21 protein-coding genes and 1 pseudogene are annotated in these 25,303 nt (G+C 41.7%); 7 read left to right on the top strand and 15 right to left on the bottom strand.

Annotated elements, in window-relative coordinates; translation table 11 throughout:
• Window positions 1-6 precede the first annotated feature (6 nt).
• The 4 genes from hisC to ACTNB3_RS13170 all read right to left on the bottom strand — a co-directional run bounded on the left by hisC (window position 7) and on the right by ACTNB3_RS13170 (window position 4,488).
• Window positions 7-1,071 carry a histidinol-phosphate transaminase gene (hisC, locus tag ACTNB3_RS13185; protein ID WP_441026267.1) on the bottom strand — a complete coding sequence of 355 codons (1,065 nt, stop codon included), beginning with the start codon at window positions 1,069-1,071 and terminating at the stop codon, window positions 7-9.
• A complete protein-coding gene (locus tag ACTNB3_RS13180) occupies window positions 1,071-2,000 on the bottom strand; it encodes a DUF2156 domain-containing protein (protein ID WP_427819713.1) in 930 nt (309 codons plus the stop codon). Before ACTNB3_RS13180 ends, hisC begins: the two co-directional genes overlap by 1 nt.
• A 120-nt stretch (window positions 2,001-2,120) precedes the next feature.
• Complete coding sequence (locus ACTNB3_RS13175; protein WP_427805633.1) at window positions 2,121-2,687, bottom strand: tRNA (mnm(5)s(2)U34)-methyltransferase; 567 nt, start codon at window positions 2,685-2,687, stop codon at window positions 2,121-2,123.
• Between the two features lie 64 nt (window positions 2,688-2,751).
• A complete protein-coding gene (locus ACTNB3_RS13170; RefSeq protein WP_427805632.1) occupies window positions 2,752-4,488 on the bottom strand; it encodes an ABC transporter ATP-binding protein in 1,737 nt (578 codons plus the stop codon).
• Window positions 4,489-4,732: 244 nt separating this feature from the next.
• Here ACTNB3_RS13170 and ACTNB3_RS13165 point away from each other — a divergent pair, with 244 nt between their 5' ends.
• Genes ACTNB3_RS13165 through ACTNB3_RS13150 form a run of 4 tightly spaced genes read left to right on the top strand, consistent with a single transcriptional unit; the run spans window position 4,733 to window position 6,347 of the window.
• Window positions 4,733-4,951, top strand: a complete 219-nt coding sequence (locus ACTNB3_RS13165; protein WP_427805681.1) for a spore coat associated protein CotJA — start codon at window positions 4,733-4,735, stop codon at window positions 4,949-4,951.
• Between the two features lie 5 nt (window positions 4,952-4,956).
• Window positions 4,957-5,229 carry a spore coat protein CotJB gene (locus tag ACTNB3_RS13160; RefSeq protein ID WP_427805680.1) on the top strand — a complete coding sequence of 91 codons (273 nt, stop codon included), beginning with the start codon at window positions 4,957-4,959 and terminating at the stop codon, window positions 5,227-5,229.
• A 3-nt stretch (window positions 5,230-5,232) separates the two neighbouring features.
• The gene (locus ACTNB3_RS13155) at window positions 5,233-5,856 is read left to right on the top strand and encodes a manganese catalase family protein (RefSeq protein WP_441016091.1); all 624 of its coding nucleotides are present in this window, start codon (window positions 5,233-5,235) and stop codon (window positions 5,854-5,856) included.
• Window positions 5,853-6,347, top strand: a complete 495-nt coding sequence (locus ACTNB3_RS13150; protein ID WP_441026237.1) for a superoxide dismutase family protein — start codon at window positions 5,853-5,855, stop codon at window positions 6,345-6,347. The genes ACTNB3_RS13155 and ACTNB3_RS13150 overlap by 4 nt, the downstream gene beginning before the upstream one ends.
• Window positions 6,348-6,424: 77 nt before the next feature.
• Here the strand turns inward: ACTNB3_RS13150 and ACTNB3_RS13145 are convergent, their stop codons facing one another.
• The 7 genes from ACTNB3_RS13145 to ACTNB3_RS13115 form a co-directional block, all read right to left on the bottom strand.
• Entirely contained in the window at window positions 6,425-7,687 is a 1,263-nt protein-coding gene (locus ACTNB3_RS13145) for a S1C family serine protease (protein ID WP_427805629.1), read from the bottom strand.
• 147 nt (window positions 7,688-7,834) lie between these two features.
• Window positions 7,835-9,364, bottom strand: coding sequence for an LTA synthase family protein (locus ACTNB3_RS13140; protein ID WP_441026234.1), 1,530 nt, complete (start codon window positions 9,362-9,364; stop codon window positions 7,835-7,837).
• Between the two features lie 98 nt (window positions 9,365-9,462).
• Window positions 9,463-11,289 carry a glutamine--fructose-6-phosphate transaminase (isomerizing) gene (gene glmS, locus ACTNB3_RS13135; RefSeq protein ID WP_427819718.1) on the bottom strand — a complete coding sequence of 609 codons (1,827 nt, stop codon included), beginning with the start codon at window positions 11,287-11,289 and terminating at the stop codon, window positions 9,463-9,465.
• 126 nt (window positions 11,290-11,415) lie between these two features.
• Window positions 11,416-12,882 carry a hypothetical protein gene (locus ACTNB3_RS13130; RefSeq protein ID WP_441026232.1) on the bottom strand — a complete coding sequence of 489 codons (1,467 nt, stop codon included), beginning with the start codon at window positions 12,880-12,882 and terminating at the stop codon, window positions 11,416-11,418.
• An 83-nt stretch (window positions 12,883-12,965) separates the two neighbouring features.
• Window positions 12,966-14,969 (bottom strand): C39 family peptidase, encoded by a 2,004-nt coding sequence (locus tag ACTNB3_RS13125; RefSeq protein WP_441026230.1) that lies wholly within the window; start codon window positions 14,967-14,969, stop codon window positions 12,966-12,968.
• Window positions 14,970-14,990: 21 nt separating this feature from the next.
• Window positions 14,991-16,898 (bottom strand): NlpC/P60 family protein, encoded by a 1,908-nt coding sequence (locus ACTNB3_RS13120; protein ID WP_441026228.1) that lies wholly within the window; start codon window positions 16,896-16,898, stop codon window positions 14,991-14,993.
• Window positions 16,899-16,970: 72 nt separating this feature from the next.
• Complete coding sequence (locus ACTNB3_RS13115; protein ID WP_441026226.1) at window positions 16,971-20,465, bottom strand: glucosaminidase domain-containing protein; 3,495 nt, start codon at window positions 20,463-20,465, stop codon at window positions 16,971-16,973.
• Between the two features lie 484 nt (window positions 20,466-20,949).
• Here ACTNB3_RS13115 and ACTNB3_RS13110 point away from each other — a divergent pair, with 484 nt between their 5' ends.
• The 3 genes from ACTNB3_RS13110 to ACTNB3_RS13100 all read left to right on the top strand — a co-directional run bounded on the left by ACTNB3_RS13110 (window position 20,950) and on the right by ACTNB3_RS13100 (window position 22,442).
• Window positions 20,950-21,336: an IS110 family transposase gene (locus tag ACTNB3_RS13110; protein WP_441026224.1), complete on the top strand. Its 387-nt coding sequence runs from the start codon at window positions 20,950-20,952 to the stop codon at window positions 21,334-21,336.
• 70 nt (window positions 21,337-21,406) lie between these two features.
• Window positions 21,407-21,751, top strand: a complete 345-nt coding sequence (locus ACTNB3_RS13105) for a hypothetical protein (protein WP_441026222.1) — start codon at window positions 21,407-21,409, stop codon at window positions 21,749-21,751.
• Window positions 21,752-21,782: 31 nt separating this feature from the next.
• Window positions 21,783-22,442 (top strand): ATP-binding protein, encoded by a 660-nt coding sequence (locus tag ACTNB3_RS13100; protein ID WP_441026265.1) that lies wholly within the window; start codon window positions 21,783-21,785, stop codon window positions 22,440-22,442.
• Between the two features lie 276 nt (window positions 22,443-22,718).
• On the opposite strand, the gene ACTNB3_RS13095 is transcribed toward ACTNB3_RS13100, so the two are convergent.
• The 4 genes and pseudogenes from ACTNB3_RS13095 to ACTNB3_RS13080 all read right to left on the bottom strand — a co-directional run.
• Window positions 22,719-23,789: an acyltransferase gene (locus tag ACTNB3_RS13095; protein ID WP_441026220.1), complete on the bottom strand. Its 1,071-nt coding sequence runs from the start codon at window positions 23,787-23,789 to the stop codon at window positions 22,719-22,721.
• Window positions 23,790-24,137: 348 nt separating this feature from the next.
• Complete coding sequence (locus ACTNB3_RS13090; RefSeq protein ID WP_441026218.1) at window positions 24,138-24,281, bottom strand: hypothetical protein; 144 nt, start codon at window positions 24,279-24,281, stop codon at window positions 24,138-24,140.
• A complete protein-coding gene (locus ACTNB3_RS13085) occupies window positions 24,278-24,496 on the bottom strand; it encodes a DUF6618 family protein (protein WP_441026263.1) in 219 nt (72 codons plus the stop codon). The genes ACTNB3_RS13090 and ACTNB3_RS13085 overlap by 4 nt, the downstream gene beginning before the upstream one ends.
• Before the next feature lie 357 nt (window positions 24,497-24,853).
• Window positions 24,854-25,303: pseudogene (locus tag ACTNB3_RS13080) on the bottom strand (hypothetical protein); the annotation flags it as partial.

Below are 25,303 nucleotides of genomic sequence, written 5' to 3'. Positions count from 1 at the left end.
TCTCTCCTAACACTTCTTCATATAATTTTTGAGGAAAGCGAATAATGCCTCCATCTCTTCCCTTGTTCCTATCGTTACACGCAGATACTGTTCAATCCTTTCACTTCCCCAATGGCGCACATAAATATCATTTGCCTTGAGCGCCTCAAAAAGTTCCTTTGCATCATAATCCGGATGAGAAACAAAAATAAAGTTTGCAGCCGGTTCCGGGAACACGAATCCCAATTTACGAAACTCCTCTGCCGCCCATGTTCTTGTCGCCACGATTTTCTGTATCGTCTCTTCAAAATACACTTTGTCTTTGACAGCCTCCACGCCATATACAAGCGATGTTTTGTTCATCGTATAGGAATTAAATGAGTACTTCGCATCGTTCAGATATTTGATCAAAAGCGGACTTCCGATGGCATATCCGATTCGCATGCCCGCCATGGAGCGCGCCTTGGAAAATGTCTGTACAATGAGCAGATTCTCATATTTGTCCAACAGCTTCAGCGCGGACTCTCCTGCAAAATCAATATATGCTTCATCCACGATCACAATGACATCCTGATTGTGTTTGAGGATATCTTCCACAAAATCCAGATTCTCGTAGAGCGAGGTCGGCGCATTCGGATTCGGGAAGATCACACCGCCGTTCTCTTCGTAATAATCTTCTTTCACAATCCGGAACTCTTCATCGAGCGGCTTGCATTCATATGGAATGCGGTACAGATCCGCCCACACTTTATAGAAAGAATATGTAATATCCGGGAAAAAGATCGGTTTCTCCGAATTAAAAAATGTCAGAAAACACATGGCGAGTACATCATCCGATCCGACTCCCACAAAAACCTGATCTTTTCCCACATGATAATGATCAGCCAGCGCGCTCACCAGCAGATCCGCTGTCGGATCCGGGTAAAGACGAAGCGTGTCCATATTCTGTTCCAGTTCCTTCATCGCCGCAAGCACTCCCGGTGCCGGCGGATACGGATTCTCATTGGTATTTAATTTGATCACCTTTCTCTGCGGCTGCTCACCGGGTACATAAGGTTCTACTTTTCTGATATTTTTTTCAAATGCTTTCATCATTCATGCCTTTCTGTATTTTGTTCGTTCGCAAGTGTCACATATCCTTTTTCTACCAGAAAGACCGGCTTATAAGAAAGCTTTGCCTTTCTGAGTCCCTCAAGACCGACATCATCTTCCCTGTTGACATATCGATATTTCCCCAACAGCTCGTGCTCCACAAACTGCTGATTGATCATCGTGTACGAACCTTCCACTTCTGCATATGCCTTCTCGATGTGAACAACAAAGGTATCATCATTCACTGCTTCTCCGATCGTAAAAGCAACGATCTCACCGTCCACTCTTAATACTCCGCCTGTCAGGCCAAGTTCTTCAAACAACCTGAGGGAGTTGAGCGTCACGCACATCTCTGCATTCTTCTCTTCATCTTCTTCACAGCCATTCTCATTTCGCCATCTGAGAGCCATCTGGAAACACTCCTCCAGATTTTTTCCGGACAGTGTCTCATAACTCCAGTTGCCCGCATGGACTTGACGGAATTTATTGATATGATTCCTCTTACTGTGAAGCTTCTTTCCGGAAAGAGTCGCCAGTTTTTCCGTCTCATAGACGTAATCCGCTTCATCCCGGTTGTATTCACATACAAATTCTTTCGGGAACCACATTTCCAGCTTTTCCATATGTTCTTTTGTAATACCGTAAAGACAGAATCTTTCTCCATCCTCTTTTGCCTGGTTTACCAGCTCCGGTATCACATTTCTCACATCTTCATCCTCGCCTGCCGGAAAAGCGAATCCATACCCCGCACTGTTGTCCCTGAACAAAAGGGTGCGCTTATACTCTGCAAACTCCACATTATAATGTTTTGCCCACAAAAACACATTTGCAAACGTCCGGTCACAACTTCTGCTCGGATACTGACGAAAATACCAGGAAATCAACTCCTGATCCCTTAATTCCGGTCTTCTGAATTCTGCTTCTATCATAAAATCACTTCAAATACTCCTTTTTTTTCAATAACTCCGTACCAGTATAACACAAAATCTGTCTTTTTTTGACATGAAATTGCAATTTAAAATAAATAAAACCGTTACTGTATCGTTTATCTATTTTAACCGGATCACAAATACCGGCAGAGGCGGATCATTTTTCCGGTTATAATAACTGTTCACAAGTACGAGCCACTTTTTCGAATCCAGTTCTTTCAAATACGAAAGCAGCGCTTCCTTTTCCTCATACCCGGTGTCTCCCCCGCTGTAAATACAGAGGCTCATCACACCGCCTTTTTTCAAAAGCCCAAGTCCCTGCTCCACTGCGATCAGACTGGTCTCCGGTCTCGTTGCCACCTTGTGATCTCCTCCTGGAAGATACCCGAAATTAAACACCACCGCAGAGGCCTCTTCCTGAACATACTTCGCCATGTTCTCGTGACCATCCAGTATCAGACTCGCACGCGCGGTCAATCCGGCGTTCTCAAGACGCAGCCGGGTCTGGCGGATAGCCTCTTCCTGCACGTCGAATGCATAGACCTTTCCGCCTTCCCCGACCATCCGGCATAAAAACTCGGTATCATTCCCATTTCCCGCTGTCGCATCGATACAACAATCATTTTCCCTCACATATTCTTCCAGAAAATGATGGCAATATTCTGTAATCTGAAATCTGCCCGGCATCGTTTCACCTTCTCTTATCCTGTCAGCCTTGTTCTGACATATTTTCTGTCATAGTTTTCCCATGTTAACTCTGAAAATGCATATGATACAAGGATTCATATACACCCTTCTTTGCCAGAAGTTCCTCATGCGTTCCCTGTTCTGCGATTCCGTTCTCCGTAAGCACCAGAATCCTCTGGGCATTGCGGATCGTCGTAAGTCTGTGCGCGATCACAAACGTGGTCCGGTTCTTCGCAAGCTCTTCGAGGGATTGCTGAACCACTTTCTCACTCTCATTATCCAGTGCCGATGTCGCCTCATCGAAGATCAGAATCGGCGGGTTCTTTAAGAAAACTCTGGCGATGGATAATCTCTGCTTCTGCCCTCCGGAAAGCTTCACTCCCCGCTGTCCGATATCCGTATCATATCCGTCCGGGAATGCCATGATAAATTCATGCGCATTTGCACGCTTCGCCGCAAGTATGACCTCTGCGTCCGTCGCCCCCGGTTTTCCATAACGGATATTGTCCATGATCGTACCCGCAAACAGGTAGACATCCTGCTGAACAATACCGATATTATTTCTCAGATTGGCAAGCTTCATATCTCGAACGTCCATACCATCAATCTGAATAGCTCCCTCCGACACTTCATAGAATCGTGGAATCAGACTGCAAAGTGTTGTCTTACCCACACCGGAAGGGCCGACAAGCGCCATATACTCTCCGGCATGCACCTTCAGATTAATATGGTTCAGCACCTTCTCCTTATTATCCTCATAATGGAACGAAACATTCTTGAATTCGATGTCGCCCTGCAAATTCCCCACCTCGACTGCGTCCGGCTTATCTGTAATATCTGGCGCGATTGAAAGGATCTCCAGAAAACGCTCAAACCCGGTATATCCATTCTGGAACTGTTCCGCTGAATTCACCAGCTTCTTCACCGGCTCCGTAAAATTACTGATATAGAGAAGAAACGTAATCAGATCCGTCACCTCTACCGTACCGGTCGTCAGGAAGCTTCCTCCTGCCACCAGAACACCGACCGTCACCAGTGTCGTCATCGCATTCAGACCGGAATGGTAAATCCCCATATACTTGTAGCTTGTCCGCTTTGATTCCACAAATCGGTCATTTCCCACATTGAATTTTTTCAACTCTTCGCCTTCATTTGCGAACGATTTTACCACACGGATTCCCGACAGACTGTCCTCGATCTGACTGTTGATATCCGCAATCCTCGCCCTGTTCTGAGAAAATGCCCGCTTCATTTTCTTATTATAATGTACAGCAAACACCACCATAAACGGAAGAAACGCAAACGCAACCAGTGTCAGCTTCGCATTGATTTGCAGCAGGATTACAAAAGAACCTACGATCTTGATCACCGAAATCAGCACATCCTCAGGCCCATGATGCAAAAGCTCACTGATATCGAACAAGTCACTTGTAATTCTCGAAAGCAGATGTCCCACCTTCTGATTATCATAAAACGCAAATGTCAGCTTCTGATAATGACCAAAAATATCACTTCTCATATCCGCTTCCATCCGGGCCCCCATCATATGTCCCAGGAATGCTATATAATAATTGCAGCCATACTCGATCAGCACCAGAATCACCAGGAAAATCCCCAGCCGCAGAATCGCACTATTTGCTTCATTCGGGCTGAAATATACAACCTCACTTGTAATGTATCGCACGATGAGCGGAATTGCGAGCGTTACCATGGCCCCTACTACCGCAAAAAACAAATCACTGAACAGCAAAAATTTGTACGGTCCATAGTAGGCTAATAACTTTTTTATTTTTTCCCACATAGTTCAAAACCCCCATTTCACAGACTCTTTCCAAATTATACTACACCTTCGGAAGGCTTTCAATCGTTTATAATCATGTTTGTTTTTATTAATCCTGATGGGGAACCCTTTTCCCCCGGCTTCCATACTATAATATTGTAAATACTATGGAAGGAGCTTACTACTCATGCAGAATTATCGGAATGATACAAACGATTATATGAGGCGTGGGAACTGCGGTCACGGCTATCGAATGAACAATGGCATGGCTCCGGGATCTGCACCTTCTCCGTATTCCGGAAACAGAAATATGAATTCCTGCTGCGACCGGGATGACGCACTGGAAGGAATGCCACTCGCGATGGCTTATGTTCCGTGGCAGAACTGGAGAAAAATCTATGAACCTGAGAAAGCATTCTGCCGTGGTACGATTTTCGAAGAACTGGATAAACCATTTCATGGAACAGGAGGATGCCAGTCATGAATGAAATGAATCAGGGAAAACCTTGCCGCCGGGAACTGCTTTGCACAATCAACCAGGCGAGCTTTATGGTGGATGATGTCAAATTATATCTGGACACCCACCCATGTGACAACGCCGCACTGCAGTTATTTCACGAATACAGTAAAATGCGGAATCAGGCATTGAAAGAATACGCGAAATATTATGGTCCGCTTACCATCGATACAACGGTTGCTTCGTGCACCGACAGATGGAACTGGATCCATGAGCCATGGCCATGGCAGGAAGGATGGTGTTAGAGTATGTGGAATTATGAAAAACGTTTACAGTATCCGGTCAAAATCAGCCAGACCAATCCGAAAATAGCTCAGGTTATCATTAGTCAATTTGGCGGCCCGGACGGGGAGCTTGCTGCTTCAATGCGATATCTCTCCCAACGATATACCATGCCTTACAAAGAAGTGACCGGTATATTGACAGATATCGGTACAGAGGAACTGGCTCATATGGAGATCGTCAGCGCAATCGTCTACCAGCTCACCAGAGACCTTTCCCTTGATGAAATAAAGGCCTCCGGCTTCGACAAATATTTTGTAGACCACACCCTCGCTCTCTGGCCCCAGTCAGCCGGAGGTACACCATGGACTGCAACATATTTTCAATCGAAAGGGGATCCGATCACAGATCTTCATGAAGATATGGCAGCAGAGCAAAAAGCCCGCACAACATACGACAACATTCTCCGCCTTGTGAAAGATCCGGAAGTATGCGATCCGATCCGTTTTCTCCGGAAAAGAGAAATTGTTCATTACCAAAGATTCGGCGAAAGTCTGCGAATCGTTCAGGAGAATCTGGATAGCCGAAACTTCTATGCCATCAACCCGGAATTCGACAAGAAAGAAATGTGCGGGTGCAAGCAGAAATGAACCAGGTCCTGAATGATACAATCCGGATCCTTCTGTCCCAGAAACCGGATGCACAGGCAGAAGTTCGCGGCAGCAAAGAATTCTCCGATATTATGGGCGAAGTGATGTTTTATCCTCTCTGGCGCGGAACCCTTGTCGTTGCAAGTATCTCCGGTCTTCCCCAAAGTGCTGAGCATTGCAGGGGCGGCTTTTATGGATTCCACATTCATTCCGGAAACCGCTGTACAGGAAATCAGGAAGATCCTTTTGCTGATACAGGCATACACTGGAACACAACGCATTGTGATCATCCGGGGCATTCGGGTGATTTTCCTGTGCTGATGGGGAATGACGGTTATGCAATGGAAGCCTTCTATACCGATCGCTTCTATCCGGAAGAAGTCATTGGGAAAACGGTGATCATTCATGAAATGCCGGATGATTACAGGGCACAGCCATCCGGGAACAGTGGACGCAAAATCGCATGTGGGCAGATTATAAGCGGAAAGTGAAGAAGAATGAGTATGAAAAAAGCGGACTACAATAATCCGCTTTTTTCATGTACAACTCTAAATCAATATAAGAGGTCTTACGATGCTTTACCCAGTTTTACAGTAACTTCCTGCTCCGTGTATTCACCATTTTTTTCCGGAACCTGAACCTTCACAGAAACTTCCTCACCTACTTTATAATATTCCAGCAAGCCTTTCAGAGTTTCCATATCGTCAACAGAACTTCCGTCAAACTCTGTGATGATCATGCCTTTTGTCAGACCTGCGTCTTTTGCACCGCCGCCATCAATGACTTCCGCAATGAAAACGCCGGTCGGCATATTATACATCTGTGCGCCTTCTTCTGTTACATCATATCCCTTAATACCCAGATATCCACGTTCTGCTTCGCTGACTTTGCTTCTCGTTTCTTTATTCATCAAATTCTCGATAATATCGGTTGTATCGGAAATCGGAATCGCAAATCCCATTCCTTCGACTTCAGATGCATTGATCTTTGCAGAGTTAATACCAATCACTTCTCCATTGATGTTCAGCAGTGCTCCGCCGCTGTTTCCGGGGTTGATTGCTGCATCTGTCTGAATATAGGTTCCGTCATAACCGGAAATCGTACGTTCCGTTGCACTGACAATTCCCATTGTAACAGACTGTCCATAGCCAAGTGCATTTCCGATTGCAATGGCAGGTTCTCCGACCTTGATGCCATCCGAATCACAAAGCGTTGCAAGCTTGATCGCATCCATCGTCTCATCCGGAATCTTCTCCAGTGGAACTGCAACAACTGCCAAATCTCTTGCAGAATCTGTTCCTTTGATCAGCGCCTCCACACTCGTCTCATCAACAAATGTAACTGTAAGTGTCTCGCTTCCCTCTACTACATGATTGTTCGTCACGATCAGCAGCTCTGTATCATTCTGACTGATGATGATGCCGGAACCCGCGCTCTTGCTTTCCTGTTGCCGGATGCCTCCGAAGAAATCCTGTACCTGCTGAACACTCATATTGGTAATCGAAACGATCGATGGGAGCGTTGCATCCACAATATCGGATACATCGGAAGAAACCGCGGTCTTTGAGGTCGTAAGCTGGGTATTGGCAACCGTCTTCGTACTTTTTGTCTCTTCTTTCGTGCTCGTCGTTCCCAAAAGTTTACCCGTTATATAGTTCGTTCCCTGGAAGGTCAGTCCCCCGATCACGCCAAACATAACCGCAAATCCCGCAACCGCTATTGCCTTTTTCGGAAATTTCTTCTTCGGCTTCGGTGCCTTTCTGCTTTCCTGAAATGATCTGTCTGTATTATTATCGTCATCTGGTCTATAATAATTGTACTGGTTTTCCATAACCAAAATCCCCTTTCCTTATCTTTATGACTTAGAGTTTAATCGATAATTGTGATAAAAGTGTGATAAAACGATAAAAAAATGTTGAAAAGGCGGGAAGAATCCCGCCCTTTTCCCGAAGCATCACAAACCTGTATTCTGCAGGTTCTATTCTGCCGGTTGTTCATAATCAATGTCGTTGATCAGCATATCATAAAAATTAGATTTTTGACGAAGGTGATCGCTCACTTCATCGTATCCGTATTTTTCTTCCAAAGTTTCCTCTGAAGAGAATAAATTCGTACCAAGTGCCAGTCTGTCGCCTTCTATCTGCGCTCCCAGAGCTGCCAGCGTAGTCGGGAACATGTCCAAAGTACAGCTTTTTCTCAAATGCGTCTGCTCATAAGAAGTATTTAGTCCTTCCGGAAGGTTAATAAATGCATTATAAACAGTCCTTTGATAATCCTCATCCAGACCTTCGCAGAAATTCTTATCCATCGTTGGATGATCCCCACAAAGTATGATCGTCGTATTCTCATAGAAATCCTGCTGCTGTATCCATTCAATAAATGATGCACCCTGTCTGCTTGAGCATGCCATAACATTCGCATACTGGTCATCTCCGAATTCATCCTGACACAAATCACAGACATATCCGTCTTCAAAATGTGTGTCTACTGTAAGAAGTGTAAGATTGAATGGTTCTGATCCTGAACTCAGCTCTGTCAGTTTTTCCCTGGCATATGTAAAGAGCTTCTCGTCCTCATATCCCCACCATCTGTAATAATCTTCCGGAATTCTTCCTTCTTCGACAGCGGTATAATAGTCCCAGATCTCACAATTTCCATGGCTGTTAAAATAAGCTTTTCGTCCGCCGAATGTCACATCCGATCCGATCATAAAACACTGCCTGTATCCTTGTTCTGCAAGAATATCCTCCAGATTACACACTCTTGACGAGAAAAACATCTGCTCTCCCAATGTCTGGTTCATGTCATCCGTTCCGACACTGTTCTTGATCGGCAGTCCGGATGTCTGTCCGAAGATTCCTCCCATTGTCCATCCGGTCCCCGGGACTGCAACTGGTCCTCCCAGTTTATCTGTATTGGAAAATGAAACATAATTCGTTGCAATCTCTGTCAATTCGGGGATACAGTTAAAATCAAGCCCTCCCCCGACATCCTTGGAAGCATAAGTAGCTTCCATCGATTCAAGGAAAATATAGACCAGATTTCTTTTCTCTTCCGGGAACGTGATCTCCACATTTCTGGGGTCAACATAATGTTCCTCAATGAATTTGTCATCTTCTTTCTGACTGAGAAGATAATTTCCCACCTCAAGCTCTGAATACAGATTGTACGCAGCCTTAACACCGCTTCCGGCAGAGAGGCAGGTAATACACAAAAACCCGAGCCCCAGTTTCCATTTACTGTGCTTCATACCGGCCGCATATACGATCATAAAGAGCACGACCAGTATAACAAGCGGAAGACAGGTATTGATTCCATCCCAGACAATATCCGTATTTGTTCCTTCAATCGGTACCGTCAGATGAAATATGATCTCGTCGATCGTTAACAGCCCCCAGGTATCCAGAACCCATCCCGCAAGATTATATATTGCCACACATACCGCAGAAACCACAATCATTGCCAAACAGCATAACGAAAAAAATGCATTGCCAATCTTTTTTCTCATTTTCATACTTTTCCTTCATTTCTTAATTTTTCTTTAATATTTAAGCATGAATTGTCGAAAAAAGCAAGTGGATTATTCTATATTTTATTCATCCAGTTTTATTCAACCGTAACCGATTTTGCCAGATTTCTCGGTTTATCCACATCGCATCCTCTTCCGATTGAAACATAATATCCAAATAACTGGAGCGGGATGATCGCCAACGAATTGGTAAAATACTTATTTGTCTTCGGAATATAGATCACATAATCAGCAGCTTTTTCCACTTCCGTATTACCGGTATTGGTCACTGCCATGACAAATGCGCCCCTTGTCTTTACTTCAACCATATTGCTGATCATTTTCTTATACAGTTCCGGCTGAGTCAGGACTGCAGATACCAGTGTTCCCTCTTCGATCAGTGAAATGGTTCCGTGTTTCAGTTCACCGGCAGCATATGCTTCCGAATGAATGTACGAAATCTCTTTCAGTTTCAAAGAACCTTCCAATGAGATTGCATAATCGATACCGCGGCCGATAAAGAAAATGTCCCTTGCAGCGAGATATCGATTCGCAAATTTCTGAATCTTCTGCTTATTATTCAAAAGCATCTCGACCTGTTCCGGGAGACGCCGCAGATCCTCCAACATTTCAGCCAGCTCGGAATCGCTCAGTTTCCCGCGTACATAGGCAAATTTCATAGCGAGCAGATAATGTGCTACCAACTGTGCTGAGTACGCTTTCGTCGTCGCAACCGCAATTTCCGGACCTGCCCATGTGTACATGACGTTATCCGCTTCTCTGGCGATGGAACTTCCCACCACATTTACAATACCAAGTACGCGCGCCCCTCTTTTCTTTGCCTCACGAAGTGCCGCAAGTGAATCTGCCGTTTCGCCGGACTGGCTGATTACGATGACCATTGTGCCTTCTTCAATAATCGGATCACGGTACCGGAATTCCGAAGCCAGATCTACTTCAACCGGAATTCTTGCAAGCCCCTCATAAATGTATTTACTGGTCACACCGGTATGATAAGCAGAGCCGCATGCCACAATCATGATCTTCTTGATTTCCCGAATCTCTTCGTCCGTCATTCCAAGCTCATCAATCACAATCTTTCCGTCTTTTAATCTCGGTGAAAATGTATCGGTGATCGCTTTCGGCTGCTCATACATTTCTTTCAGCATAAAATGCTCATAACCGCCTTTTTCTGCGGCGTTGACATCCCAGTCAATATGTGTGGATTCCTTCTCGAGAGGTTCCTCATCCACGGTAAAAAACTCCATAGAATCTTTCGTCATCCGCACGATTTCTTCATTTTCAATAAAGAATACGTCTCTGGTGTATTTCAATACTGCCGGTACATCCGAAGCAATGATATTTCCACCTTCCGTGTGTCCAACGATCAGCGGACTGTCTTTTCTTACCGCGTATAATTCATCCGGATGATCTCTGAAAATGATACCCAGTGCATAAGATCCTTCCATTCGATGCATGATCTTTGTAACGGCCTGAAGCGGATTACCTGTATAATAATAATCCAGCAGATGAGCGATCACTTCCGTATCTGTATCCGAGATAAACTGATATCCTTTTGCCTCCAGCTTCTTTTTCAGCTTCAGATAGTTCTCAATGATGCCATTATGAACCACTACAATACTCTCATCTTTATTAAAATGCGGATGTGCATTGATGTCAGACGGTTCCCCGTGTGTAGCCCACCGAGTATGTCCGATTCCAAGTGTTCCCGGCATCATACTTCCATCATGAGTCATCTCACTTAAAACCTTAAGTCGCCCCTTGGACTTCACCACTTCAATTTCTGTTCCATTATATACAGCAATACCGGCCGAGTCATATCCTCTGTACTCCAGTTTTGACAATCCGTCAAGCAAAATAGGTGCCGCCTGGCTCTCTCCGATATATCCCACTATTCCACACATAATTAAGTCCTCCCTTTTATTTGCACAAAAGTGTATTTTTTTTGCACTTTTCCATGTATTGTAACAAACTTGTAACATTTTGTAAATAGAAAAAGGGATATTGTTTCCAATATCCCTTTTCCCAAGTTATTCTAAATCAATAAAATCCATCTCAAATGTGTCATCTCTTGTTGACTTGGCGGAAGTGGCCTCATACGAATCTTCATCATAATCATCGTAATCATAATCATCGTCCGCGTAATCATCATCATCATAATATTCGTCCAGATTACTGTTTGGCTGCGGAGCCGCTGACATGAAGTCTTCTCTCAGCTCTGCAAGATCGTCGTCTGCCTCTTCATCATCGTAATAATAGGCATCATCGTCTTCATCGTAAAAGTCATCGAAATCATCTTCGTCTTCTTCTGCCGGCTTTTTGAACTGATTCTTCTTTGGCTGAACTTTCGGATTATCCTCTTCCACATCGATACCATACTCATCGTACAGTTCATCAAGTTCCACATTTCTGTTGCGAAGCTTTACAGCCGTTACAATCAAAAGGATGAACATAATAAAGATCAGGCATCCGACACCAACCAGCACCCAGATCAAATAATCCGATATCACACCAAGTACCTTATCCAGTTTGCTTTCTTCCTTCGGCGCAACCGTTGTACCGGTCTTCGGGGTTTCCATTCTCTGATAGGTGTGTTCTAAGGTATCATAAAGATAAAGTGACTTATCCCCGTCGTTATTAACTGCATAAAGAATCAGAAATCCATCTCTGTCAGGTTCCACCCATGCAGGGAAGCTGACACCGTTGATATCGAGTGAAGCCTCCACATATTTCTCAGGCATTTTCACTTCATTCGTTCCGTCCAGGATCACGATAGAATATGTATCTGAAATCATGATTTCTTCGAACGGATAGAAGGAACTGTCTTCTGTATTATACAGCCAGAATTTACCGGACTGATCACTGTCGATCAGGTAAGCTGCCGTCAGACCACTGTTTGCCTGAACAGCTCCTTTAAATGTCTCACCTTCGTAATCGAATTCACCTGCAGCAAATCCTGTAGGAATCTCGCTTTCATTAAACGCTTCTGACAGCGTATATTCTGCGCCATTGACTGTAACGCTTTTCGTGTTTCCGACCGGAAGGATCTTACCTGGATCCCCTTCACCGATTACTACGTCTGCAAATCCGGTCTCGCAATCCACCGTTTCACCATTCTGGTTCGTTACGGAAGTACTTCCCTGCTCCACTCTCGTATTTCCTTCCAGAAGTGCCTGAAACTGCATATTATATTCCAGACGGTCACTGCTGCCGTCTCCCGATCCGCTGAAAACCAGTTTTCCACTTTCGCTCTCACTGACCCCATCTCCTTCTATAAAACGAAGGTAAGTCGTGTCATACGTCATCTCCACTCTTGCATCACCGATCGTATCATTCCTTGCTACCACGGTACCTGTAATGGTAAGCGTATCCCCTACCTTCGTTTCCAGATCCGTGAAAAATACAATTCCGTCTGCCGCCATCGATATTGTTGCAAAACATGGCACCAGCAGACTTACTGTTAATAACATTGTCGCAATTCGCTTTAGTATCTTCATGTGCATTCCTCTTTCTAATTTTCTGTTTGCATACTTACTAAATATTATACATTTTTTACTGTTCAATGTCTAGATGATTATTTCTATTCTATAATAACTGCATTTTTGCCCATGTTTTTATATGCTTTTTCAAAATCTGACATAGAGTATTCCACGGTTCCCCGTATTGGATCATTGACTTTAACAGTTCCCCGGTTCAGATCATATCCGGTCAACACCATGCAATGTGCTCTTCTCGGCCAGTACACTGCTTTTCCGTTAACAGTCCCGGCCTGAAACCATTCTCCGGTACTCCCCATATCCAGCGTAACCCATACGATCACCGGCTTTCCCAGCGCAACATATTTGTACAGATCCTCAGGCGTGCTGTCACTGATATTTTTTGCTCTTTTTGGTGAAATTCCTTTGCTTTCAAAGTATTTATCCGCTGCCTTGACAATCACAGGTGCCCAACAGCCATAACCTGCATTTTTTCCGGCCGGATTACCCATATATGCCACATACGGATTGGTCGAATGCAGGGGGCCTTTGGGCAGATATATATTACACATTTCCGAATTGGATATCTCGTATCCCAGATAACGCATGACCATATTCAGCGAAATTGCTTCACATCCGTTCGGAAAATCGGGATACTGCTTGAATAGCGGGACACCACTGATATTCTTGCTTCTTGGACAAACAACATAGTACCCGGAATTTGCCCCCGGAGCTGCATTTCCTTTAACAACCAGAACAACCTGTAATGCTTCCATCCGAAGGCTACTGTCTGTTGTACCTGCAATCTGCCCATTTTTAGCCCATCCCAGCCATCCTAGCGACTGAACATGTGCCCGGTAATATATATCATAATACTTTGAATTTTCACCCTTCAATCGTATTTTGACTGCTTCCATTCTCTTTGATTCTCCGGTCGTTCCGGCAAGCTGACCGTTTTCCTTCCACGACTGCCATCCGATATTCTGGACATGCGCCTGATATTCTACAACTCCCGCCAGACTATTTGATGTATCCAATATGATTTTTAATGCTTCCAATCTTTTTGAACACCCTATAGTTCCCAGAGTTCCACCACCATAAACCTCACTGGTATTTCCACTATCTTGTACATGGCCAGAATACTTTAAATTCTCCTTCGAATATCCTTTGATATAGCCTCTTTCTGATAAGTTCTGTTCATTCTCTGATTTTTCCAAACCTATCATAAGAGCTTCGACTCGTTTTGACATTCCCTCTGTACCAGAAAGTTCTTCGCCTTTTACCAGACCGAGCCACCCAAAATCTGCAACATGAGATTTATAATACACTTCATATTCCTTGGTGATTTCACCAATAAGTCGAATCTGAATCGCCTCAATCTGAAGTTCTTCTCCTGTCGTACCTGCCAGTTCTCCATCTTTTTTCCATGACTGCCATCCTTTGTTGCGTATATGAACACGGTATTCGACATGAGATTCTTCTGCCAATTCCTTTGTTTGTTCATCAGATACTTCATCTTCAGATATCTCTTCAGGCTGACCCGAATTTTCATTCGTTTTTTCAAGTTTTATCTTAACAGCTTCAACCCTCAAGGATTCCCCTGTTGTTCCTGCTATTTCATTATCTGTCACCCAATTCATCCACCCTTTATTCTGGACGTGAACCTGATACATGATTTTCGGGGGTTCCTCATCTATGATTTCTTCTGGTATCTCTTCTTCGTTCTCCGTTTGTAGTTCCTCTTCAGATGTTTCTATTTCATCCTGAGTTTCCACCCCATCATCAGTAAACTCATTTTTCGCAGAACTGATATCATTATCCGAATTTTCACTTTCGACTGACTCAATCGTATCATCTAAATTATTGGATTCATCTGTGTTTTCGTTTTCATCTTCTGGAGTTAAATCCTCAATTCCGTTCTCACCGACAGATGTATCAGAACCTTCTTCCTCATTTATTATTTTTTCATCACTAGAACCATCCTGTACTGTTTCACTTTCCCAAATTAAATCTGTATCACCCGAAGATGCAATAACATAACTCCCCGTATTTCCCATCATCATGCAAAAACAAACAATACCCACGACAGTCTTATGTATCTTTTTCATTATTCTGGCCCGTTTTGCACTTTAAGCAAACGGACGCACAACCCCCTTTATTATTGAACGATGCGAATTCTTTATCGGCCATACTACCACTTTATCGGGCCAGGATTCAATCACTTTATCATTACCCAGATAAATAGCAACATGAATAATAGTTCCAGACGAATTTGCGTAGAAAATCAAATCGCCGCGTTGCCTTTCGCTATATGAAACATGTTTCATAGGTAAGTTCCAAAGATTTCTCGACTCATATTCATACCCAGGCTTCGAATGCCTAATGGGACTGACAGGATCCGGATCAATTCCCGCAGAGTACAATGCCTGCATCACCAGTCCGCTACAATCTACTCCTGTTCCTGGTTTACCTGAAGCTCCTATAATATATTCAGTATTCAAGTAAGAATATGCTGTATCAATCATCGCTTCAATACACTGAGATCTCGTACTGGCAGGATTGGTTTTTAAAAGACTTGCATATGCTCCCAGATTATACCAGTCATTTTCGGATAATCCCATCTTCTTCCAAGTTGTAAGATCCACAATCCCATTTACAGTAAGCCCATTCTTCTTTTGAAAGCTTTTTACTGCATTAATTGTTGTAGAATCCATAATGGCACGCCTTACACCAAGTCCAAGTTTTCTCTGAACATATGCAACCTTTAACCCCATATAATTTTTAGACAGATTATAACCACCACCAGTTAATGCTTTCTGCTTATGCTTTATCTGTAAGTATTTTGATGGATTCTGATAAACATAAGTATTACGATAAGCTGCCACAGAGCTATTGAAAGAGCTCTGATCTTTAATTTTTGGTACAAGCACGATTTGAAAAGCTTCCATTCTTTGTGAAATTGACTCACTTCCTGCCTTTTCTCCGTTTTTAGCCCATCCCATCCATCCGAAATTCTGAATATGAGTTCTGTAATATACATTGTAAAACGCTACTGCTTCACCTGTTAGCTGAATCTGAATTGCCTCAATTCTTAATGATTTTCCCGTTGTTCCAGCAAATTCTCCATTTCTTTTCCACTCCTGCCATCCAATATCCTGAATATGAGCTCTGTATGTAATATCACCCTTTAATGAATGAAGTGCACTGGTATCCAGATTCACAGCAAATCCCTCAAGTCTCAAGCCTTCACCAGTTGTTCCCTGTATCTCTCCGCTTATGACCCCATCCAAATCTCCTATATTTTGTACATGCGCCGTATAAGTTAAATCATTTGAAGAATAATCTTTCACAAAACCTCTTCCATCAGGAATACTGTCTTCGTCCTGCTTTTTATCCGCCAACATAATTGTCAGTGCTTCCATTCTAGCTCCAAGTCCTTGTGACCCTGCGCTTGCACCGTTTGAAACATATTCCAGATCACCGATATTAGATACATGAGTCATATAACTAACATCATATTGTTCCGCAAGTTCTCCCGTAAGTTTAATCTCCAATGCTTCTGCCCGAAGAGATTTACCAACAGTACCAGCTATTTCTCCTCCGTTCACCCAATCCTGCCATCCAATATCCTGAACATGCGCTCTATACATAATCTGACTATTTAATTCTTCACTTCCCAAATCGATTTGAAATGCCTCCATCCGAAGAGATTCTCCCGTAGTTCCGGCAAGTTCTCCTGCTTTTTTCCAGCCTTGCCATCCAATGTTCTGAACATGAACCTGATACTGAAGTGTAATCACCCTTTCCACTTCATCATCTACGGGCTGTTCTTCTATTTCTTCATTCATAAACTCTTCTGGACTCTCTTCTTCCTCAGAGTATGAACTGTCCGGCATTTCTTCTGCTTCATCCAAACTTTTTTTATCTCCACCCAAATCTATTACATTATCAATACTTCCTTCCTCATTTGCAAAGGTTGTAACAGGATAAAGCGATAAATAAATTGCTAAAGATAATGCTAATATTCTCTTATACATGTGCTCCTCCCTTATACTCTCTATTAAAACAGGGGCCAGACTCTCACGCAGCCTAGCCCTAAACAAAAATTATTATTTGTAAAATGCTGTTTCTGAAGTAGATGGCGCTTCCTCACCCTTTGTTACTATTTTAATTTGAATTGCTTCCATCTGCCTGCTAAGGCCTTCACTACCTGCCGGTTCTCCATTCTTTGTCCAGCCAAGCCAGCCATAACCAACAACATTTACTCTGTAATATACATCGCAATAATCTGCAATTTCTCCCGTTAACTCAATTTTTATTGCTTCAACCCTTTTACTTTTTCCTACAGTTCCACTTATGGAATTGTTTGTTGTAAAAGGTTGCCAACCAATATCTTGTACATGAGAACTATAGCGTATTCCACCTCCGCATTTCATATCTGTCAACTTAATCTTAAGTGCTTCTAATCTCAATGATTTACCCGTTGTTCCTGCTGTACTTCCATCACTAACATAAGATTTCCATCCGATATCTTGAATATGAGCAGAATACTGAACCGATGTATATTTTCTTTTAAATGCAGCATTCGTATTTCCTGGTGCTTCGGCTCCTTTATCCAATAATCTAATTTCAATTGCTTCAACTCTGTAACTATACGCCTCAGTACCTGCCGCTTCACCATTTTTTGCCCAACCAAGCCAACCAAACTCCTGTACATGAACACGATAATAAATATCGTATTGCTTTTCCATTTCATCAGTAAGCTTAATTTTAATAGCTTCCAATCGCTTCAGTCCATCTGCAGTACCACTTACATCTCCATTTTGTTTCCAATCATCCCAGCCTTTATCCTGTATATGTGATGCATATTGAACATTTCCAGATAAAATCTTATTGCTTAAATTAATTTTTATACCACCAAGCGCTTTAGCAACTCCAGTTGTTCCGCTAAGTGCTCCATTTTTCACTTCATTTTGCCATCCATTTCCATTGATAAAAGAAGCATATACTATATCTGCAGGTTTCAATTTAAAAGCATTTTCTATACTTCCTGGTGCTTTACTTCCTTTCTCTACAACAACAATCTGAAGTGCTTCAATCTGACAAGAGTATCCTTGAGTGCCAGCCTTTTCGTCATTTTTCGCCCAACCTAACCAACCATAATCAGCACAATGCATCCGATAATATACATCATAATTATCAGCATTAGGTCCTGTTAGTCGTATTTTAATTGCTTCTATCCTCTTTGGTGAATCATTGACTTTTGATTCCTCATCGTCCGCTACGTAAGACTGCCAGCCCACATTTGGAATATGTGTTGAATATTCTACTCCTACTCCTTCTATTCCACTTTGAATTTTAATACTCTCAATCGGTACTGACATTCCCACCGTACCACTTTGTTCTCCATTTTGGGATGCAGCTCCCCCCCAACCGAAAGTACTGGTATAAGTACTATAAGAAATATCCGCTTTATTATTTACACTAATATCCTTTTCTTTTTTTAACAATACAATTTGAATTGCTTCAACCGGCGTACTTTCTCCTGTTGTCCCTGCAATCTCATCTTCTGAGACAAAGGACTGCCATCCATCTTCCGCGACATGAGCTCGATAAAAGATATCATATTCGTCACTCTTACTTCCCGTCAAACGAATTTTAATTGCCTCAATAGCTGCATCCTGTTCTGTCGTTCCTGCCATGTCTCCGTTCGATACATAATCTTGCCACCCCACGTCTGCAACATGTGCAGAATATTCAATATTAAGATCCGAAATACCATTGATTTCAATTTTGACCGCTTCAAGCTGATGGCTAATTCCGGTCGTACCAACCTGCTCTCCATTTTTCACTTCTGATAACCATCCGAGTTTTCCTACATAAGGAGTAATAGTCAACGCACTTGCAACATCAGCCGGTACCTTTACAGGATCTACGGTATTCCAAGAAACACCTCCATTTCCACCTGAACCATTATGTACAATCGTTACATGATTCCTATGCGCATATGCATACATATTTGAAAAATTATAATTTCCAGTGGAAGTGTCAATTGCTGTCCTATCACTATTTAATACCGGATCACTTTGCACCCTATAAAAATCATTCTCTAATGCACCATCATTTAAGATTAAGAAAGCATATTGTGATTGTGAAACTGTCTTATATAAAACTTCAGAAGAGGAATCTTTAGTACTCTTATTGCGAACATTTAATGTGGTATGATCACTGCTGAGAAGATCCTTAATTCCAATTGTATACTTTCCATAATCCTTCTTCCCATTATTGTTATCAAGATTCCACGCCACATTTGCTGCTTTCTCTCCCCAATAAGGGTCGGACGCATAATGAACATTAATTCCGCTGGCCTTGTTTCCAAGAAATCCACCTTTATAATATGTATACCCCGCTCTCAGATATCGTTTTGACATATAAGTCTCAGCAAACTCTTTAATACATGTTGTTACATCTGAATAATAATTGGCAGATTCTCCTGGGCTGGAATCAATTGCGTTAAGGCCAAATAAATTATTCTTTGACTGCGAAATATTACTCTTTCCCCATGCACTTTCGTTTGCAGCAATTCCTGTCATAATCAATGCGTTAACACCATAAGTATTCTGATTGTTGACCAAACTTATTCCAATATCTCTCATCTTAGAGTCACTGTCAGTTTTAGCATTAATCATGGAATTAAGTTCAGAACTGCTATATTCTATTTGGCTCCTAAGAGGAAGATACTGATAATAATTAAAATAAGGGATACTTGGGTTTACTGAATTTTTCCTATCCCCATTATTATAATCAGATAACATTGCAGCAAATTTTCCAGATGTATAAAAATAATGTCCATCATAACTATAATATTTGGTTCCTTCACTTAAATACGATGGTGCCGGTCCGTTATCCAATTTTGATGAATATGATTCCTTTGATACATTCGTTGTAATATAATGCATCAGACGACCTGAAGAAACTATGTAATAACTGATGGAACTCGCATCTGAAATATTGACAATCTGAACTTCAGATTCATCAACTTCTCCAATAACTCCAGAAAGCATGAACTTTACTTTTCCTGAGCTTGTACCAAGATAAGCAGCATCTGCTCCATAGGTACCGCAAGTATATCCCGAAGCACCTGTCTCTACTTCTTTATAATCTGTTGTACTCGATCCTTTGGTATTGAAGTTTACTATCTGTGCATCTGCTGCTCTGGTTTTAGTTTCGCTTTCCTTTACAATTCCAGCCTCATCATCTATCTCCTGTAGATTACCTTCTTCATCCATTCCAGTAACAGTTTCAAGCCTATCCCCATTTTCAGGAAATGGTTCTATCTCCTCTTCTTCAATCGGATTTTCCGTCACTTCATCTGAAGAATCCTGATTAATAACCGAATCGTTATTCTGAACACTAATATCGTTGTGCTCAGTTTCTACTATTTCCCGTGTATCGTTTTGCTTTTCCTCTTCTGTCTGAATCTGTATTTCTTCTCCAGAATTGACATTATCTTCTGCCTTGCTTGTATACCCTATTACACTTGTTGCCAATAATGTACTAACAAGCATAGCCGATAACAATCTTGCCACTTTTTTTTGAACCATTTGCCTTCCTCCTATTGTATAATCTGTTACCATTGTATAATAGTTAATATAGATTGTCAAACCAGCAAAAAAAGATTATACTGATTAAAAATTGCAAAATTTAATTCCACCGTCCGCTCGGGCATGTGGACAAAAAGTTGGACTGTATAGTGTCTGATTTGTGTAAACGTTCAATAGCGAGTACCTCCAAAAATTAAGAGCCACCTTACGGTAGCCTTGGTTATCAGTTCTTTCGAATACCGTCCGGTAGCTTTGGTGACCATGGTAACAGATCATCTAGAAAGCTTCCTGTATACTTTAAATAAGTCAAGAGATTGACACAAAAGAATACCTCAAGTAAATTTAGATTATTACTGACCTGCCAGTTGGTAAAAATCTAAAGAGTACAAGAGGTATCTAAAATGAATGTTAACGGCAAGAAAAAGAAAAATCAAGTAGTAACAGCAAATATTTTTGAACAGCAGGAGCTTTTGAAAAAGTAGAGGTGATCAGAGAGAATCTCACAGCTTCCACATGGCGTGAGTTGGAAACCAATGGTAAATTCGATAAAAATAAAAAACTCTCTTTTATCAGTGATGACATGCTTATTTTAGGATGCGATGTAGGCAGTGAAATACATTATCTGAGAGCTATTGATACCGGAGGCAGAGAACTCAGTAAGTCGGCGTTTCCATTCAGCAATGATTCAGAGGGATTCCAGGGTGCAAAGGAATGGGCAGTAAAAATAGCTACTGAGCATAACAAGAACCAGATAGTTCTTGGCTTAGAACCGACCGGTCACTACTGGTTCTGCCTTGCGACATGGATGATTTCAAATGGAATCAGTGTTGTTCAGGTGAATCCTTATGCAGTAAAGCAGACAAAGGAATAAGTAGTCACACGTGTGTGCCATTTCTATTATAGGTCCGTGCATCCACCGAAGGAAAGGCAGGTGAAGCATAATGATCGACAGTGATTACAGGGCTTGGGATGAATGCCCAGGTGTTGACAACTGCCAACTCATTCATTCCTTTTTGGAACTGGTCGATTCGATGGTACGGGATATCCAGCATTTGAAGGCTGAAACAATCCGTGCCAGATACGAACTGAGCCAGAAATACGATCCCGAACACAAATGGATCACGACCGTTGATATCTTGTCGAATCTGGATACGCCTCATTATGACAGCCTGGCTTATCAGGAATACGTCATGGCTTACTATGATGGCGGTGATCCTATGTCATTTAAGGAATACATTGATTCAATGGTCAACCTTTCCAAAGGGATTGACGATGAAAAGTATTAATTACTGAGATTGCTCCCGTCCGTTCTGCCGTATCTGGCATTACGGATGGGAGGACAAAATAACCTGCCGGACTTATAAAACACATCTGCCGGATGGTACAGCCATCCGTTACAGTTTCCGGCAAGGTGGTTCAGTTTTTCCGTGCAGTTGGTCTTTTCAGGCCGTCATATACACTACAAAAACTTTTTGCAATTTTATGCCAAAAAGGCTTGCAAAAAACAAACTTCTGGCCAAGTGTGATTGGATCGATGAGCCGAATAACCTGCTGATGACCGGAGGAGCCGGTGCTGGGAAAACGCACATCGCCTGCGCCTTATGTATCACAGCAATGCATCAGAACCGTACTGTTAAATACATACGTGCGAATACTCTCTTAAAAGAATCGGATCATGCCAGGCAGGAAGGTACTTACTTTGAGTATTCGAATGAAATGGCAGCTTATGATCTCATGGTGATAGATGATTTCGGCTTAATGGATCTGGACATTGAGAAATGCCGCGATCTGTTTGAAATCATCGAATCCAGAGACTGCCGCAAGGCAACTATTATTATCTCACAGATTCCAGTATCTGGAGGGTATCAGCTTTTTGGGGATTCCACCTACGCAGATGCCTGCTTAAGCCGAATGACATCCAAGGCATATCGCCTTGAATTTCCTGGCAGGGATCGCAGAATAACCAATAGTAACTAATCAACCTGCTGAGCTTTGCTCAGTTTGAAGCGGAATGGCGCTCCGTTCCTCCGGAACGGATGCGCAGTTCTTGCGGAATATGCAGATGCCTGCATGGATCGCATCATCCATAATGCATATCGGCTTGAATTTAATGGGAGAAACATGAGAAATCCTTCTAGGTAACCTACAAATCGACCTACAAGTGGTCAGATAAAGCGAACTCGCGGTCAGCTCATCCGAGCTGGCCGGTCAGTTCGACTGAATTTAGCACATTATTCTATGTATGCCATATTGCTAAACTATATATTTATTTAAAATTGGAATCTTATGAATAATATAAGAAATACTAAAGGAAATAATAAATACTATTAGCCCCATTACTGGAACTGCAATAATCGGATTGCACATCAATGAATTAATACCAAACTTAGGAAGTATTTCAATAATACATGCGTGCACCAAATATGCACCAAAACTATACTTTGATAATTTAATCACAAAACCATTGATTCTTTCATTTTTAAAAACATGGTATTTAAAAAATACAAATACGGCTAATGACTCAAAAAGAACATTGATTGTAAAATTCCCATAATAATTAGAGCAGTACTTCTGTGTTTTTAAAGCTACGATTAAGTCTAACAATACCGTCATTGAAAAGCCAAGCATTCCTATGAAATAAATATACATTCTATGTTTCTTATTAAGATCAATTGAGTAAATATAATAACCAAGTATAAAATAAAATATATACCCCATCACAAATGACATATTCATATTGGAAACATCTGAATTTACAACACCTGCTACTTTTATAACAAATTCAGGTGTAAAATCTGAAATAAGCATCATTATTTGAGGAATTAAAAAGGCAAAAGAAAAAGATAGTATCAAATAGTACTTCACTAATCTTTCACTTTTTACTATTTCCTTTACGAATGGAACGCACACATAAATACCAATAATCATAAACACAAACCACATATGATAATGGCCTTCCACAAAACTTACAATGGCGGAAGCAATTCCATTTCCACCCAGATAAATCTTTATAGCATAAAAAAAACTCCATGCAATGAAGGCTGTAATCATTCTAAAAATATATTTTGAATATAAAACTCTAATGTTAATCTCTCTATTTAAGAATAATACTCCACTTATCATTACAAATACCGGAACACTCCATCTAACAATACTATCGTAGAAATTAAATGTTTGCCATTCAATTCCATTAACATCAGTTGTGTACCAATTTGAGCCAGCAATATGAAGAATCATAACTGCAAACGTTGCAAATACTCTAAGGTAGTCTAATTCAATGCATCTATTGTTGTTTTTTATTATTCTTTGTTCATTGTTCAACATTCTTTTCCCTCACTAAATCGCTTTTTTAATTTCAATCCTTTATATGATTGTTTTTGAGAAATCAGTCTCTCATTGGAAATACTTTAGTATCTATATATATAGATATTTCTAGTAATAAAATGTCTTACTAACTTTGTTTACTCTGTGGACAAGTAATTTTTATTTCTCGTATCTAAAACATAATTTGCTGTTAAAACTCAGATAAATAGGTTATAAAAGCCATAACCAACGAAATAGAAATCAAAAACTATACCTTATTGCCTCAATTAAGTGCATTGACATACAGCATCATATAGACCACTCTGGCGGCATTCCATTATAATAGACATCCATTCATCAAGTGTTCATTTATGATTTTTCATTGTTAATGATTTCCTGATCTGTCACAGGACTGCTCTTACGAACTGTCATTAGAATGACAAACTTTCTGTCACCTAAATGTTTGATACCAGAAACGGGGAATCCCGCCCCTGGCATCTGTTCAGATTTCATCCTATGCATCCATTATCCGCAAGTACCTTCAATGCAGTTACAACCGTACATGCATCCACTTTTTTCATCTTACTGTAGTTTCGGAGTCGTTCCTCATTCCAAAAGGTATCCGACAGGGCGGCGAGTTCCGTACCGATATCCCAGTTGGGAATACAGATATAATTCCCATATGCATGTTTTCCTACAATCAGGTGAAAATGATGATTATTCCGGATGAGTTTCCATCAGCTGTCCGGTGATATGGAAATCACTTTTTGGATTTAATTTTGTGCATACCGAATCATAATTTCTATGAGAATATTAGTAAAGGCTGCTACGCACCGCAGATGCGGCAAGGCCTTGACAAATATCCCCATAGAAATGGACACGTAATCAAGCACAAAAAAGACGATTTCCGAGTAACGGAACTCCGATTTCCAAATTTCCGGATTCGTGATTTCGAGCCACAAGAATATTCAAATGACTCCCTCTTGCGTCAAGCTCTGCCTCACATGGATTACCGCTTCTTATGATCTCAAGCGTACCTTTCCACTGATGTGGGGAGCAGCTTTTTCCCTTGCATAAAAAAGTGATCATTGATGTACGTCACCTCCCAGAAGTTCATGCTCGACGATATAATGCACCAAATGTTCATCAATCAAACGCTTATTCTGCTGGCTTGCATACATAAGGCTTTTTTCACAGATCCGGTTGATGCTGCGCGGAATCCCTGTGGATTCTTTATAAATATCATCTATGGCTTTATCGGTGAATATCTCCTGTTTCCCTCCGGCGTAAGCCAGATGGGAAACGATATATCTTTCCGTTTCCGCTCTGTCCAAGTGCGGCAGGACGCAATTGATATCAATACGTTGCCGAACAGCTGCATAACGTTGCATCCGTAGCTTATCCCATAATTCTGTCTGTCCTACTGTTGGACAGCGAATTGAGGGAGACGCAAACGACAAATTATTTTTCCGTCCTTTAAAGAATCGACCGCGCAGTCTGGGAGCTAATGGCAGATTGACAGCGATAATACGGCA

The organism is Bariatricus sp. HCP28S3_D3 (assembly GCF_052065755.1).
GTDB lineage: Bacteria > Bacillota > Clostridia > Lachnospirales > Lachnospiraceae > Allocoprococcus.
Note: the sequence above shows the minus strand (reverse complement) of the source record. Positions and strands in the feature narration are given on the sequence as shown.